The 12,424-nt window shown below is 58.0% G+C and carries 10 protein-coding genes; 2 read left to right on the forward strand and 8 right to left on the reverse strand.

What is annotated here, in order from left to right; all coding sequences use genetic code 11:
- Positions 1-92: 92 nt before the first annotated feature.
- From HX783_RS09955 to HX783_RS09970, 4 genes are all read right to left on the reverse strand, one after another.
- Positions 93-1,304 (reverse strand): multidrug effflux MFS transporter, encoded by a 1,212-nt coding sequence (locus HX783_RS09955; RefSeq protein ID WP_177016775.1) that lies wholly within the window; start codon positions 1,302-1,304, stop codon positions 93-95.
- Positions 1,297-2,265, reverse strand: a complete 969-nt coding sequence (locus HX783_RS09960) for a diiron oxygenase (RefSeq protein WP_177016776.1) — start codon at positions 2,263-2,265, stop codon at positions 1,297-1,299. Before HX783_RS09960 ends, HX783_RS09955 begins: the two co-directional genes overlap by 8 nt.
- Positions 2,265-3,347 carry a SagB family peptide dehydrogenase gene (locus tag HX783_RS09965; protein WP_177016777.1) on the reverse strand — a complete coding sequence of 361 codons (1,083 nt, stop codon included), beginning with the start codon at positions 3,345-3,347 and terminating at the stop codon, positions 2,265-2,267. Before HX783_RS09965 ends, HX783_RS09960 begins: the two co-directional genes overlap by 1 nt.
- A 343-nt stretch (positions 3,348-3,690) precedes the next feature.
- The gene (locus tag HX783_RS09970; RefSeq protein ID WP_159953448.1) at positions 3,691-4,413 is read right to left on the reverse strand and encodes a response regulator transcription factor; all 723 of its coding nucleotides are present in this window, start codon (positions 4,411-4,413) and stop codon (positions 3,691-3,693) included.
- Between the two features lie 224 nt (positions 4,414-4,637).
- Between HX783_RS09970 and HX783_RS09975 the strand changes: the two genes are divergently transcribed.
- Positions 4,638-5,549: a FecR domain-containing protein gene (locus HX783_RS09975; RefSeq protein WP_177016778.1), complete on the forward strand. Its 912-nt coding sequence runs from the start codon at positions 4,638-4,640 to the stop codon at positions 5,547-5,549.
- Positions 5,550-5,552: 3 nt separating this feature from the next.
- Positions 5,553-7,835: a CHASE2 domain-containing protein gene (locus tag HX783_RS09980; protein ID WP_177016779.1), complete on the forward strand. Its 2,283-nt coding sequence runs from the start codon at positions 5,553-5,555 to the stop codon at positions 7,833-7,835.
- Between the two features lie 180 nt (positions 7,836-8,015).
- Here the strand turns inward: HX783_RS09980 and HX783_RS09985 are convergent, their stop codons facing one another.
- The 4 genes from HX783_RS09985 to glyQ all read right to left on the reverse strand — a co-directional run bounded on the left by HX783_RS09985 (position 8,016) and on the right by glyQ (position 12,412).
- Positions 8,016-8,786 (reverse strand): 1-acyl-sn-glycerol-3-phosphate acyltransferase, encoded by a 771-nt coding sequence (locus HX783_RS09985; RefSeq protein WP_159953450.1) that lies wholly within the window; start codon positions 8,784-8,786, stop codon positions 8,016-8,018.
- Between the two features lie 82 nt (positions 8,787-8,868).
- A complete protein-coding gene (gene gmhB / locus HX783_RS09990) occupies positions 8,869-9,408 on the reverse strand; it encodes a D-glycero-beta-D-manno-heptose 1,7-bisphosphate 7-phosphatase (protein WP_174245652.1) in 540 nt (179 codons plus the stop codon).
- Complete coding sequence (gene glyS / locus HX783_RS09995; RefSeq protein WP_159953451.1) at positions 9,408-11,462, reverse strand: glycine--tRNA ligase subunit beta; 2,055 nt, start codon at positions 11,460-11,462, stop codon at positions 9,408-9,410. Before glyS ends, gmhB begins: the two co-directional genes overlap by 1 nt.
- Entirely contained in the window at positions 11,459-12,412 is a 954-nt protein-coding gene (gene glyQ, locus HX783_RS10000; RefSeq protein WP_003187265.1) for a glycine--tRNA ligase subunit alpha, read from the reverse strand. The genes glyS and glyQ overlap by 4 nt, the downstream gene beginning before the upstream one ends.
- Positions 12,413-12,424: the final 12 nt, after the last annotated feature.

Below are 12,424 nucleotides of genomic sequence, written 5' to 3' on the forward strand. Positions count from 1 at the left end.
AGTGGCGACGTTTCGCAAGTAAACGGTTCAGCCATATTAAGAAAGCCCGCGAATAGCGGGCTTTTTTTTGTCCTTAATGGCTCGTCTGTGCATCAAGCCAGGCTTTGTACTCTGGCTATCCGATTGATGCGATCGTTGATCAGCAATGCAAAACCACTCAGGACTATGAAGCTGATGGCCAGCGTCATTTGAAGGTCATATGCGCTGAGATTGATCAGGGCACTGATCAACCCACCGCCTATGAATATTATCGTGTTACCCGCTGACGCTGACGCACCAGCGTTATCCGGGAACAACTCCATCGCTCTGGAGGTTGCCGCGGGCCGAGTAATAGTTGTGCCTGCCGTGCAAATCATCATCGGTACCAGCACTGTTATGGGCGTCAGGCCATAGAATGTTGCCAGGAGCAGCATCGTCAAACCGGAGAGGAGAATCAGGCACAAGCCCGTGCGTATTTGCGTTGCCGATTCCATGCGTTTGTTCAGCACTCCGGCGAGCGTGCCGCCCAGGACGTAGGCCGCACCGTAGAGCAACAGCATCAGCGAGAACTCGTAGTTGCTCATTTGCAGCTGTTCAATGAATACGAGTGGCGAGACCACGATAAACGAGAAATGGCAGGCAAATACGATGGCGCATATCAGCCAGTACGCAATGAAATTGAAGTTGCGGCACAGCTGCCGGTAAGTTTTGAAGATATTGAGACTCGACCCCGCACTCGAGACGGGTGGCGTGTTACGCAGCGACAACCATGCCTTCACAAATACCACGACGGCAATCGCGGCGAACACGTAAAAGCTTCCCTGCCAGTCCAGCAATTGTTGCAACACCGTGCCTATCAGCGGTGAGATGGAGATGAAGATCCCGCTCGCAGTCACCATCAGGATGCGCAAACGGTCACGCTCCTTACCTACAAACAGGTCCTGAACCAATGCTTGGGACAATACAAAACAGCCACAACCCACCGCTTGGACGACACGAAATATAAGAAACGCGGCGTAGTCCGAAGCCCAGACGCAGCCCAAGGCGCCCAGAATCGAAACGGCCATACCGCCCAACAGCAGATTCTTGCGACCGAGTGCGTCAGACAAGGGGCCAATCAGCAATTGTGAGAGGGAGATGCCGATAGCGAACACGCTGACAGACAATGCAATGTCCGTTGGTGTGGTGTTGAACTGCGTTGACAGTGCGGGGAACGACGGCAGTAGCACGTCGATCGGGAATACGCCCAACATGACCATGGTCATGAGCAGTATGACGGCGGCAACTTTGGTTGCTCGGGTAGCGCGATCTGTTGTCTCAAGCATCAATGAGTCCCGCCACGCTGAACAATTCCCTGTGCGCTTGCTGCTCAAAAAAACCGGCGCGTTTCATCGCCTGGAGTGTCGTCGTGGCGCCGGCGCGAGCGCGCCTGGCGCGTGCTTGGGGGGCGACGATGTGCTGGATGACGTGCTCTGCCTCGGCTGCAGAAATACCAGCGCCGGCAAGGCTGGCAGCCAACCATTGCTCGTCCACTTCCGAGAACACCAGGATAATATCGATCAAATGGCTGGCCGAAGCGAGTTGCTGGGTAGACGACAGGCGTGGCCACAGGTACTGAAATACTTCGGAAAAATACCGGCTGTGCCGGGCCTCGTCTTCCAGATGTTCTCTGAACATTTGATAAACAGTGGACACCAGGGTATCGCCCGTAAGGTCCAGCAACTCCTTGGCGATGATCGTTTCGGAGACAAAGCCGACCAAAAACCACAGCAACGGACGACTTTCATCACTGGCGGTGTCCAGCAAGTCGAGCAGTAAGCGGATGCGTTTTGGCGGCACATCCCACGGTGGCATCTGATAAAACCTCGCCACTTGCTCCGCCAGCTCGTAGGAGAACAGCGCGTGATAACCCTCGTCGGTGTACAACTGCAATGCCGCAATTTTCATTGCATGCGGCAGTTCGATACGCAATTCGTCGTGAATAAGGGTTTCGACCGCGCGGTTGACAATCTTGTGTTCGAGTATCGTCGTGTAGTTGAGGAAATAAACCAAGTGATTCGCCGCCAACCGATGGCGAGTTTGCTCGGATGCCTGCTCGATAGTCGGGTGAGCAAAATAATGGATGAACGACGGTGGGAACCAGCCTTTAGTCCGTAATTGCAGCTGAACTTCAGCGGCCGGCGGCAGGGCATAAAGGGTCTTTTTATTGCGCACCGACGATCGATTATTCCAATCCCCCAGTGTGTACCGACGACTCCCGCCAGACTCAGCTCCAACGGTGGACATCACTGGTCTCGCTCCCGATTTTCCATCAACGCCTTGAGCTCCTTGCACTGCACTTCTCCGTCGCCGTAGCCGGCCCCGACAAAGAACAGCGGTTGTTCTGTGGCATCTTCCAGCCCCAGCAATTTCTCGACCTGTTCGTCACTCAATGCACCGGTCAACCATGTGGACAGTCCCAGCTCGGTTGCCGTCAATTGGAACGTTTGCGAAATATGCCCTGCCTCGACAAAGGCCATGCGGTAGGCGCGGGAGTGCTCATACTTCCACCACAACTTGTCAAAACGCGCGGTCAGGAACAATCCCATTGGCAGGTCATTGATAAAGTGCTGTCCAGCCAGCAGTTGCCCTAGCGGCGCGGTGGGCAGCGAGTGGACCCACCGCAATGCATGCAGCTCTGGATGGTAATAATAAATGCCCGGTTCCAGGCCTTCGATCCGCACCGCATAGACATAACCTTCGCAGGCATTCAGACCACCACCGGACGGGCTGCTGCGTCGCGACCTGAACGCTTCGGGGACGGTGTCGCCAGTATCGGCTTCGCGTTCTTTGAGGTAGCCCAGGGTCAGGTAAAGCAGGCGGCTCAGATCGTCCCGTGTGACAGCTTGCGAGGAGAACGAGCGCGAGGTTTTCCTTTGCAGCAGGACTGTTGTGAGGTCATTCGAGGGTTTGTCCAGCATCGGCGCCGGCAAGTAGATCAGGTCGGTATTAGCGTGCGCGGTAAAACGCGCTAAGGGAGGCTGAGTGTCAAGGACTTCTTCGCAATGCTCCAGGTATTGCGCGGACCATTCGTGAATATCGCTGGGGACATGTTCAAACGGCAGGTTCTTGGTGCCGATATGGAAGATCTTCGACAGCTCGTCCCATCCCCATTCCGGTTGCACCGGCTTATCAATGGAGAACAGACCGGCCGCCAGGAAGGCTGCGTCAATCTCGCTCGCGCTGTCGAACAATGAAGGGTCTTCAATAAGGCTTATCAAACGCGAGGAATACAACGTATCCAGTTCAAACTGAGTGTGGTCTTTGTAGTTCCAGATCACGGTAAACGGCGGGCGGGCAAGGATGAAAAAGTGTGGGTTGATATGCATTGTTTTTGTAACCCCGAGCATGGCCAGTGATGAAGCTGGAAGGTCGCCCTCCCAGCCTCATCATTCACTTCACTTAACGGGCTTTAGCCGCGATCAGGCAGTGCAGGTTGGCGATTTTTTTCGATTCGAGGTTGATAGCTTTCATGGGTGTTACTCCAGAATAGTCAGTTGAGTGCCGCTTCATGCGGCAATCAGAGCCTAGTCAGCAGGTATCGCGCCATCAAGCGCCTGGGTGGTTTGAATTCTTAGCCTGTCCCAGATTACCGCCGCAGGCCTTCATTTGATTTTCATTGCGTGATGTACAAGCGATTTGCAAATGCTCCACGTGGAACATATACGGTTTTTAACGTTGGGTAGCCCCAGCAACGCTTTCCAACCGATAGCCATATCCGTAGATGGTCAACAGTTGCCAACCACGGTCCGCAGTCAGGCCAAGCTTGTTGCGCAGACGATAAATATGCGTATCCAGAGGCCGCGATGACACCATTTCTTCGTGGGTCCAGAATCGCTCATAGAGATACTCGCGCGATAACGGCCGCGCCAGGTTGGCAAACAGGCAACTGGCAAGCCGGTATTCGCGCTCCGTTAAATTGATCGGTTTGCCGGCACGGGTCACCGTCAGCTCGGCATCATCGAAGGTCAAGTCGTTGAAGCTTTGCACTTCATGGGTGGCAGATTTCTGTAGGCCATGGCGCCGCAACACTGCTGTGACGCGCGCCTTAAGCTCGTTGGGACGAAAGGGCTTGCTGACATAATCATCCGCTCCGCTGTTTAATGCTGTGACGATATCGCTTTCGGCATCTCGACTGGTGAGCATGATTACAGCAGGCGGAGATTCCATGTGTTCGCGGGTCCAGCGCAGCAACGCGATGCCGGTGATATCCGGAAGTTGCCAGTCGAGTATCAGCAGGTCGAAGGTTTCTCGACGCAGTTGGCGCAGCAGGTCTTCGCCCCGCTCGAAGCAATGCAAGGACCAGGGTTGTTCCGCCGTGCTGGGGATTTGTCGCAGTGTCTGTTCCACCCGTCGCAGTTCAGCGGGTTCGTCATCCAGTATTGCGACACGCATGGGTGGGTCCTTTCTACTAAAAATACAGCAGCCGACGGCCCTGTAAAAAGGGCACATACTGCGCAGATGCCGGCTGTCGAATCTGAATAATTGTGGTCGGATTCGACGGCCCCTTGGCTCTCTCGGTACGCTGATATCAAAGGGCTGTTACCCCACTAATGTCCGCGATACCTATGTGGGAACGATACCGGCTCCCGGCCTTAAGTAAAAGGATCAGCCGACACATGCGCTGCCGTCTACCCCTGCCTGCCCTTCTGACCCTGGCGGCCTTCACTGCAAGCGCTTCTGCGAAACTGCACCTGCCTTATATCGACGATTACCTGATGTGCCGTGCGCAACCGCTGCCGGCGATTGTCCAGCATCTCAGCGGGGAAGCCTGGAAGCTTGATGCCAAAGGCAACGCGAGCCCGCTGCAGGAAGGCATGCGTATTGATGAACAGGAAGGAGTGAAAACCTCAGCGTCGGGTTTTGCCAGTTTGTTGCTCGGTGATGGTTCGCGGGTGGTACTGCCTTCCGGGTCCCAGGTGCGGTTGCATTTGGTCCAGAAGCAATCGATTCCCCAAATCATTCTGGAACAAGGCCAGGCCGAAACGTATGTGATCAAGCGACCCAGCGATTACGACCGTTTCCAGATAGTCACACCGATCGGTGTGCTGGGTGTACGAGGGACGCACTTTCGGGTGCGCAACGACGGTGAACAGTCTGTGCTTGAAGTGCTCGACGGGCAGGTGGCGGTCAACCGTGAAATGGCGGTGCAAGGTGAGATTAAGGTAGGGGCGCGGCAGGGCTTGCTGTTCAAGCGCCAAGGCGCCGTCAAACCCGTGGAACTGCTGCCCGCGCCCATGCTTATCGGCCAGGACGGGCAGAAAGGCGATGCCCCTGTCTGGCGCTTGTACCTGCGGCCCCTGCCCGGCGCCCAGCGATATCGTGCTCAAGTAGCGACCGATAAAACCTTTTTGAACATCCAGCAGGAAAACTTTTCCAGTGAGCCGAAAATGAGCTTCACTGGCCTCAAAGCGTCGTTCTATCACGTGCGTGTGTCGGCCTACGACGAGCACGGCCTGGAAGGAGAAACCGGGATCTATGACATCTTCTACTACCCGCCTGCGACCCTGGCCAAGGCTTCCGGCGGCTGACCAATGAAGCTATGGGGCAAGGCCGAGAAACGCCAACCTACCCATGCCCAACGCTTGTTCCATGGCCTGGTACGCGAGTGGTTATGGATCGGTTTATTGCTGTTGCCGATCACGGCCTACCTGTCCTTGAGCCCGGGCCTTGCACTCAATAACCCTTTGTATGACAGCCTGCGCCGGCTTACGCCGTTGCCCGTAGATCCGCGCATCTTGCTGGTAACCATTGATGACTCCAGCTTGAAGAAGCTCGGCCGCTGGCCCTGGCCCCGCAGTTTGCATGCGGACCTGATTGATCGACTGAGTGCCGCGCAACCAGCGGGTATCCTGTTTGACGTGATCTTCAGTGAGCCCGGCATCCCTGCCAATGACAAACGCCTGGCCGATGCCGTGTGTAACGCGGGAAATGTATTGTTGCCATTGCTGCGTGAAGGAAGCGCCGGATACAGCCAACCCGATGAGCAGATGCAACCGTTGCTCAAATGTGCCAAGGGCGTTGGCCATATCAACGTTGAAGCAGACAGCGACGGTGTGGTGCGGAGCTTGTATCTGCGTGAAGGTCCCGTTGATGCTACGGCCCCCCAGCTCGCGTGGCTGGCGTACACAATGAGTGGCGCTGCAGACGCCATGCCTGGCGAGCCTCAGGAGCCGATCAGTCAACATTGGCATCGAGAGCACGCCATACGCATCCCTTTCATTGCCGCGCATACGCAATTTCCCAGTGTGTCCTACGCCAGCGTATTAAGCGGTGAGGTGCCACCCGAACAGCTGCGCAACCGCCTGATACTGGTCGGCGCCACCGCTTCGGGAATGGGCGATCGTTTTGTAACACCACTCTCCTCCACCGTTGGCACCACTGCCGGGTTAGAGATCCAGGCCAATGTGCTCAATGGCCTGCTGCAAGGGCGCAGTATTGTGGATCTTCCCGCCTGGCTTGCGGCAGTGATGGCTACCTCTCTGGTCGCGTTGCTGCTTGGCTTGCTGCTGTACCGCCCGCGGTACGCGCTGTGGATGACGCTGGGCTGTATGGCCGCTGCGCTGCTGGGTGCATGGGCCCTATTGCGGTTGGGCCACTGGTGGTCGCCCGCGGCGTGCCTGATCGGACTGCTGCTTAGTTACCTGATCTGGAACTGGCGCCGTTTGAGCGTGGTGCTCGCCTATTTCGGCTGGGAGCTGGCGCGCTTGGATAACGAACCTAAAGTGCTCCCCGAACGGCGGCGCGCACCGGCCAGCAAGGGCGATGTGTTGCAGGGGCGGATCTTTGCCCTGGAGCAGGCCGTGAGTCGCACCCGGGATACTCGGCGCTTTATGGCCGATGGTCTCGAGTGCTTGCCGGTGGCGACGCTGATCACCGATCCCAAAGGCAACATCCTGTTGGCCAACCGAATTTCTCGGGAGGTATTCGGCAATCAGCTGGTCGGCCAAAACCTGCTGGAGCAGTTGGCGGACCTGGGATACCCACCCCTGCACAATGACGTGCGCCCTGCTCTCTCGGCGCTGGAGCTGATCGAGTTCCGCGACATCCACCAACGCAGCCTGCGTATGGAGCTTGCGCCGTTGCTCCCGGCTGAAGGCGACGTCGCCCTGGGTTGGCTACTGAGCCTCACCGACCTGAGCAAGGAGCGCGACGCCCAGCAACACCGCGAAACCATGCTGCGCTTTCTCTCCCATGACCTGCGCGCGCCGCACTCGGCAATCCTTGCCATCCTGGATGTACACAATGGCGAGTCGCCGGTATTTGCCCAGATTGAACAGCAAGTACGACGCGCCTTGAACCTGACCGAATCCTTCGTGCAACTGGCAAAGGCCGAGGCGGACGGCTACCAGTTCCAGCCAACCCTGTTTGCCATGCTGGTGATGGATGCGTTCGACCAGGTGGCGGTGGTCGCTCAGCTCAAGGGTATCCACTTGGTCCATGACTTGGACGAAGCCGATGAGGGCATGGTCTCTGCGGATCAGTCGCTGCTGACGCGTGCTTTGTTCAATGTGCTGGAAAACGCGATCAAGTATTCACCGTCCGGTACCACGGTCAGGTTGCGGCACAGCAGCAGCCAGGGCTGGTTGGAATGTCGCATCAGCGACCAGGGCCCGGGGATCGCGGCGGCGGATTTGCCAGAGCTGTTCAGCCAGTATCGGCGCTTCGATTCTGCCCAGGGCAGCGAGGGATTGGGTTTGGGGTTGACCATGGTCAAAGCGGTTGTCGAACGCCATGGCGGGCGTATCGGCTGCGAAAGCGTGGTGGGCAAAGGCACCACGTTCAGCGTGCAATTGCCGCTGCTGGATGACTGCTGAAAACGTACTTTTCTGCTGTGCATAAAAAACCGGTCACAAGGACCGGTTTTTTAATGCTGAAAAAACTTATGCACGTTTTTCGAGATTTTATGAGCTCAAGAAATATGTAGGTAAATCAGTAATTTATGAATCAAAAAAGGCGATTCGCCAACAAACCGTACACAGGTTATCCACAGATGCTCAAATCACCGGCGTATCCACCACAACCGGCTCTGGCGGCAGCGAACCCATGGCCCGTTGCTGGGCTTCATTCCATGCCTGGGCGCGGTCATTCAGTGCGGCAATCGCTCGTGGCCCTTCGCCCTCGGCATACATCGGCTCGCCGATCACCACGGTGATAGTGCCTTCGCGTTTTGCCCATCCGGTCTTTGGCCAGAACTTGCCGGCGTTGTGGGCAATCGGCAGCACAGGCAGATGAGCGTTGACCGCCAAGGCCGTACCTCCCCGCGAGAATTTGCCGACAGTGCCGAACGGTACGCGAGTGCCTTCCGGGAAGATCAATACCCACACACCGTCCTTGAGCAGCTCATCACCTTTCTTGGCGACGTGCTTGAGCGCTGCCTTCGGGTTGTCACGGTCAATGGCGATCGGCCGCAGCATGGCCATCGCCCAGCCAAAGAATGGCACGTACAACAACTCGCGCTTAAGCACCTGGCTCAGGGGTGAGAAGTACGCCGAGAGGAAAAACGTTTCCCAGGTGCTCTGGTGGTTCGAGAGGATTACACAAGGTTGGTCCGGGACGTTTTCAGCGCCCTTGATCTCGAAACGAATGTTCAGGAACACCTTGGTCAGCCACAACGCGCAGCGGCACCAATAGACGTTGATAAAGCGATAGCGCGCCTTGAACGGCAGGAACGGCGCAATAAAAAAGCTCAGGGTGCACCAGAGAAACGAACTGGTGCCCAGCAGCAGGTAAAAGAAAAAGGTTCTGATGGCCTGCAAAATCGACATGGCAGCATTTACCGTTGCGGGACACGGCCCGCCTGCTAAAAGCGCACTCCCGAGCAATCCTTGTTCAGGAAGTCGAGGGCGGCTAGTTGTTAATAAGTTCTGCGGCAACCGCCGCCAGATCGTCAAAAATCAAAGTGCCTACCGGCAGGTTCTTCGCCTGGGTCTTTTCGCCTTTCCCGGTCTTCACCAAAACTGGCTGAGAATCGACGGCTTTGGCCGCCTCCAAGTCACCGAGGCTGTCCCCGACGAACCATAGCCCAGCCAAGGGCACCTTGTAATGTTCTGCAATGGTTTTCAACATCCCAGGTTTGGGTTTGCGGCAATCGCAGCCCTCATCCGGCCCGTGGGGGCAGTACACCACCAGCCCCACCTCACCGCCCTGCTCCGCCACCAACGTGCGCAAGCGCGCGTGCATGGCGTCCAGAGTGGCGATGTCGTAGTAACCGCGGGCGATGCCGGACTGGTTGGTGGCGATGGCCACCGTCCAGCCGGCTTTGCTCAACTGCGCGATGGCCTCGATCGAGCCGGGCAGTGGAATCCACTCCGCCACCGACTTGATGTAAGCGTCGGAGTCGTAATTGATCACCCCGTCCCGATCGAGAATCAGCAGTTTCAACATGATCAGCCCAGTACGGAAATGTCAGCGATGTTGATGAACAAGCCGCGCAGACGCGCCAGCATCGCGTAGCGGTTTTTCCGCACGCCGGCATCTTCGGCATTGATCATTACCGCTTCGAAGAACGCATCCACCGGCTCACGCAAGGCGGCCAGGCGCGCCAGTGCTTCGGCGTAGTTGCGTTCGGCGAGCAGCGGCTTCACTGCGTTCTCTGCCTTGGCGATGGCCGAGTTCAGCGAGAACTCCTTGGCATCGGCGAACAGGCCTGGGTCGACTTCGGCATTGCCGAGGTTGTCGGCCTTGCTCAGCAGGTTCGACACGCGCTTGTTCACGGCGGCCAGGGCATCGGCTTCCGGCAGTTTGCGGAAGGCCTGTACGGCTTGCACACGCTGATCGAAGTCCAGCGCCGAACCCGGTTGCAGGGCACGTACCGACAGGTAGACGGAAACGTCCACGCCTTCGTCTTCATAACGCGCACGCAGGCGGTCGAACACGAACTCCAGCACTTGCTCGGCCAGGCCGGCTTGCTTGACCTTGGCACCGAACTGGCCGACCGCAAACACCACGGCCTGGGTCAGGTCGAGGTCGAGCTTCTTGTCGATCAGGATGCGCAGCACGCCGAGGGCGGCACGGCGCAGGGCATACGGGTCTTTGCTGCCGGTCGGCAGCATGCCGATACCGAAAATACCCACGAGGGTGTCCAGCTTGTCGGCGATGGCCACGGCCGCACCGGTCAAGGTGGTTGGCAGTTCAGCGCCGGCACCGCGCGGCATGTACTGCTCGTTCAGCGCCAGGGCTACATCGTCCGGCTCGCCGTCGTTGAGGGCGTAGTAGTAACCGGCAACACCTTGCATCTCCGGGAACTCGCCGACCATTTCGGTAGCCAGGTCGCACTTGGACAGCAGGCCCGCGCGGGCAGCCCAGGCAGCATCACCGCCAATGCGTGGCGCAATGTAGGCGGCCAGCTTGGAAACACGCACGGCCTTGTCATAGACGCTGCCGAGTTTTTCCTGGAACACCACGTTTTGCAGGCGCAGGTTGAAGTCTTCGAGCTTCTGCTTCTTGTCTTGCTTGAAGAAAAACTCGGCGTCAGTCAGGCGCGGGCGAACGACTTTTTCGTTACCGGCGATGATCTGCTGCGGGTCCTTGCTTTCGATGTTGGCCACGGTGATGAAGCGCGGCAGCAACTTGCCGTCCACGTCCAGCAGGCAGAAATACTTCTGGTTGTCCTGCATGGTGGTGATCAGGGCTTCTTGCGGCACATCGAGGAAACGCTCTTCGAACGAGCACACCAGCGGCACCGGCCATTCAACCAGCGCGGTCACTTCGTCGAGCAGGCTTGGCGGCACGATGGCGGTGCCTTCCTGCAGGCGGGCCAGCTCTTCGGTGCGCTTGCTGATCAGCTCGCGACGCTCATTGGCATCGGCCAACACGTAAGCGGCACGCAGGTCGGCGGCGTAGTTGGCCGGCGAGGTGATGCGCACAGCTTGCGGGTGATGGAAGCGGTGCCCACGGGAATCACGGCCAGCCTTCTGGGCGAGGATGGTGCAATCGATGACCTGGTCACCGAGCAGCATCACCAGCCATTGGGTTGGGCGTACGAATTCTTCTTTGCGAGCGCCCCAGCGCATGCGCTTGGGGATCGGCAGGTCGTTGAGGGAATCTTCAACGATGGTCGGCAACAGGCTCGCCGTCGGCTTGCCGGTGATGACCTGGCTGAAACGCAGTTTCGGGCCGCTCTGGTCGATTTCGCTCAGCTCGACGCCGCACTTCTTGGCAAAGCCAAGGGCGGCTTGAGTCGGGTTGCCTTCTGCATCGAAAGCCGCTTGGCGCGGTGGGCCGTCGAGGTTGATGCTGCGGTCCGGCTGCTGGGTTTCCAGCGCGGTCAGCAACACGGCCAGGCGACGTGGCGCGGCGTAGACTTTCTTTGCAGCGAACTTCAGGCCGGCTGTGTGCAGGCCTTTTTCGATACCGGCCAGGAATGCGTCGGCCAGGGTGTTGAGTGCCTTGGGTGGCAGCTCTTCGGTGCCCAGTTCAACCAAAAAATCTTGAGCACTCATTGTGCAGCCTCCAGCTTAGCCAACACTTCATCACGCAAATCCGGGGTTGCCATCGGGAAGCCCAGCTTGGCGCGAGCCAGCAGGTAGGCTTGGGCGACGGAACGCGCCAGGGTGCGTACACGCAGGATGTATTGCTGGCGCGCAGTCACCGAAATGGCACGGCGAGCATCCAGCAGGTTGAAGGTATGGGACGCCTTCAACACCATTTCATAGCTTGGCAACGGTAGCGGCTGGTCGAGTTCGATCAGGCGCTTGGCTTCGCTTTCATAGAAGTCGAACAGTTCGAACAGCTTGTCGACGTTGGCGTGTTCGAAGTTGTAAGTGGACTGCTCCACTTCGTTCTGGTGGAACACATCGCCGTAGGTCACTTTGCCGAACGGGCCGTCAGCCCACACCAGGTCGTAGACCGAATCCACGCCTTGCAGGTACATGGCCAGGCGCTCGAGGCCATAGGTGATCTCGCCGGTCACCGGGTAGCACTCAATGCCGCCCGCTTGCTGGAAGTAAGTGAACTGCGTTACTTCCATGCCGTTGAGCCAGACTTCCCAGCCCAGGCCCCAGGCGCCCAGGGTTGGCGATTCCCAGTTGTCTTCGACGAAACGGATGTCGTGCACCAGTGGGTCCAGGCCGACATGTTTCAGCGAGCCCAGGTACAGCTCCTGGAAGTTGTCCGGGTTGGGCTTCAAAACTACCTGGAACTGGTAGTAGTGCTGCAGACGGTTCGGGTTTTCGCCGTAGCGGCCGTCAGTCGGGCGACGACTGGGCTGCACATAAGCGGCGTTCCAGGTTTCCGGGCCGATGGCCCGCAGGAATGTAGCGGTGTGGAAAGTGCCGGCGCCTACTTCCATATCGTAGGGCTGAAGTACCACACAACCTTGCTCGGCCCAGTATTGCTGGAGGGCGAGGATCAAGTCTTGGAAGGTACGCACGGCTGGCGTAGGCTGGCTCACGAAATTCACCTG

The organism is Pseudomonas sp. D2002 (assembly GCF_013385735.1).
Taxonomy (GTDB): Bacteria; Pseudomonadota; Gammaproteobacteria; order Pseudomonadales; family Pseudomonadaceae; genus Aquipseudomonas.